Annotated in this window: 2 protein-coding genes; both read right to left on the reverse strand. The window is 65.4% G+C overall.

Annotated elements, in window-relative coordinates:
- A partial coding sequence (locus AAF184_25680; protein ID MEO0425746.1) for a formate dehydrogenase occupies window positions 1-172 on the reverse strand: 172 nt, incomplete at its 3' end.
- Window positions 173-188: 16 nt separating this feature from the next.
- The coding region (locus AAF184_25685; GenBank protein MEO0425747.1) for a formate dehydrogenase subunit alpha at window positions 189-2,474 on the reverse strand (2,286 nt) is incomplete at its 5' end.

Consider the following 2,474-nt stretch of genomic DNA (forward strand, 5'->3'; position numbering starts at 1 on the left):
AGTGCATGCAGGCCACCGAGATCGAGCGCTCGCCCGGCACGCCGTCACTGATCGTGACGACGCGGCGCCGGTTGATGCCCCAGGGCACCTCGTGCTCGTTCTTACAGGCCGTGACGCAGGCGTTGCATTCGATGCAGCGCTCGGCGTCGCAGAGGAAAGTTACGCGTGCCATTAGGTGTATTCCTCCCTCAGGCCTTCATGATCTTGCAGAGCGTGGCTTTCGTCTCCTGCATCTGCGTGACGGAGTCGTAGCCATAGGTCTGCGCGGTGTTGGTGCTCTCGCCGAGCACATACGGATCGGCACCGTCCGGGTAGTGGGACCGCCGGTCCTCGCCCTGGAAGAAGCCGCCGAAGTGGAACGGCATGAAGGCGACGCCCTGGCCGACACGCTCGGTGACCATCGCCGCCACCTTCACCTTGCCGCCCTCGGGCCCTTCGACCCAGACCTGCTCCCCGTCGCGGACGCCGAGATTGTTGGCATCGCGCGGGTTCACCTCGACGAACATCTCCTGCTGCAGCTCGGCGAGCCACGGGTTGGAGCGGGTCTCGTCGCCGCCGCCTTCGTACTCCACGAGCCGGCCCGAGGTCAGGATGATCGGGTAGTCCTTGGAGTAGTCGTTCTTCTGGATCGACGCGTAGAGCGTCGGCAGACGATAGGCCTGGCGGTCGTCATAGGTCGGGTAGTCCGCCACCAGATCGCGCCGATTGGTGTAGAGCGGCTCGCGGTGGAGCGGGATCGGATCCGGGAAGGTCCAGACCACGGCCCGCGCCTTGGCATTGCCGAAGGGCGCGCACTCATGCTTGATCGCGACGCGCTGGATGCCGCCCGAAAGGTCGGTCTTCCAGTTCGTCTTCGGCCCGGCCACGCCGTCGATGGCCGCCCGCTCCTCGTCCGTCAGCTCGCTGTCCCAGCCGAGATCCATCAGCATCTGCATGGTGAACTCGGGGTAGCCGTCCTGGATCTCCGAGCCCTCGGAGTAGACGCCCTCGGCCAGCAGGTTGTCCCCGTCTCGCTCCACGCCGAAGCGGGCGCGGAAGGTGAGACCGCCCTTCGAGACGGGCTTCGACATGTCGTAGAGGTTGGGCGTGCCCGGATGCTTCATCTCGGCAGTGCCCCAGCAGGGCCACGGCATGCCGTAGTAGTCGCCATCCGCCGGCCCGCCGATCGCCTGAAGCGTCGTGCGGTCGAAGGTGTGCTGGTTGGCCATGTGCAGCTTCAGCCGCTCCGGCGACTGGCCGGTATAGCCGACGGTCCACATGCCCGCGTTGAACTCGCGGGTCACGTCCTCGATCACCGGCTCGTCGCCCTTGAGCTCGATGTTGCGGAAGAAGCGATCGGCAAAGCCGAACTTCTTGGCGAACTTCGCGATGATCGTGTGGTCGGGAAGGCTCTCGTAGAGCGGCTCCACCACCTTTTCGCGCCACTGGATCGAGCGGTTCGACGCGGTGACCGAGCCGTAGGTCTCGAACTGCGTGCAGGCGGGCAGCAGGTACACCCCGTCCTGGCGGTTGTGCAGGATCGCCGTGACCGTCGGATAAGGGTCGACGACGACAAGCTGGTCGAGCTTGTCCATCGCCTTCGACATCTCGACCATGCGGGTCTGCGAGTTCGGCGCATGGCCCCAGAGCACCATCGAGCGGACGTTGTCCGGCTGGTCGATGTTCTCCTTGTCCTCCAGCACGCCGTCGATCCAGCGGCTGACGGGGATGCCCTTCGACTCCATCAGCTCCTTCGAGCCGAACTTGCTGAGGATGAACTCGTACTCGTCCTTCGCCTTGTCCGACGCGGTCTTCTCCCCGGCCCAGATGCGGGCCCAGTGCTGCCAGGAGCCGGTCTTGAGGCCGTAATAGCCCGGCAGCGTGTGCGAAAGGACGCCGAGATCGGTCGCACCCTGCACGTTGTCATGGCCGCGGAAGATGTTCGTGCCGCCGCCCGAGACGCCCATGTTCCCTAGCGCGAGCTGAAGGATGCAGTAGGCCCGGGTGTTGTTGTTGCCGTTGGTATGCTGCGTGCCGCCCATGCACCAGATCACGGTGCCCGGCCGGTTGTTGGCCATCATGCGGGCCACGCGCTCGAGCTGGCTGCCCGGCGTGCCGGTCACGCGCTCGACCTCCTCGGGCGTCCACTTCGCGACCTCAGCCTTGATCTGGTCCATGCCCCAGACGCGGGTGCGGATGAACTCCTTGTCCTCCCACCCGTTCTCGAAGATGTGCCAGAGGATGCCCCACACGAAGGCAACGTCCGAGCCCGGGCGGAAGCGCACATACTCGTCGGCATGCGCGGCCGTGCGCGTGAAGCGCGGATCGCAGACGATCAGCGGCGCGTTGTTCTGCTCCTTGGCCTTCAGGACATGCAGGAGCGAAACAGGGTGCGCCTCCGCGGGGTTACCGCCGATAATGAAGATCGCGCGCGAATTGTGGATGTCATTGTAGCTGTTCGTCATCGCGCCGTAGCCCCAGGTGTTGGCAACACC

This window comes from Pseudomonadota bacterium (assembly GCA_039815145.1).
Lineage (GTDB): Bacteria > Pseudomonadota > Gammaproteobacteria > Steroidobacterales > JBCBZW01 > JBCBZW01.